The 474-nt window shown below is 70.3% G+C and carries 2 protein-coding genes; one reads left to right on the forward strand and one right to left on the reverse strand.

Features of this window, described 5'->3' with window-relative positions; all coding sequences use genetic code 11:
• Positions 1 to 186, forward strand: a 186-nt coding sequence (locus tag EFT72_RS18945) for a hypothetical protein (RefSeq protein WP_206426692.1), incomplete at its 5' end; no start/stop codon positions are given.
• Between the two features lie 119 nt (positions 187 to 305).
• Here EFT72_RS18945 and EFT72_RS19850 read toward each other — a convergent pair.
• The coding region (locus tag EFT72_RS19850) for a DNA gyrase inhibitor YacG (RefSeq protein WP_124068460.1) at positions 306 to 474 on the reverse strand (169 nt) is incomplete at its 5' end.

The raw sequence follows: 474 nt of genomic DNA on the forward strand, positions 1-474 counted from the left end.
CGCCTGCACTGGTGCAAGGTGCACGCCTGGACGGGTGAATTCGAGATGCGCGAAGGCCAGTCCATGGCCTGGCAGCAGTGGCCGCTGGACGTGTCGCCGGTGCTGCCCGGGGCCTACCCGGTGCTGCAGTGGCTGGCGGAAGAACGCGGCCTGCCGTTCGATCCGGCGCTGCTGCCCCAGGCCTAGAGGCCCGCAGAGCGGCCAGCACGGCCCGGCGAAGCGGTTCTGGCGAGGCGCCGCATCGCAGGCAGTACGCGCAGTACGACAAGATGTGGCAACGACGCCAGAAGGGCCGTGTTCGCCGCTCAGTGCTCCGGGGGCCGCTGGAGGTGGTCGCCGAAGGCATCCTCATCGGGCGGCGCCTCGGTGGGCATGCGGAAATCCTCCGAGGCCCATGCACCCAGGTCGATCTGCCGGCAGCGCTCGCTGCAGAAGGGGCGGAAGCGGTTCTCCGGCGCATAGAGGCTCTTGCCC

The sequence above is a fragment of the Clostridium sp. E02 genome (assembly GCF_003833015.1).
In the GTDB taxonomy this organism is placed as follows: domain Bacteria; phylum Bacillota; class Clostridia; order Lachnospirales; family Lachnospiraceae; genus Lacrimispora.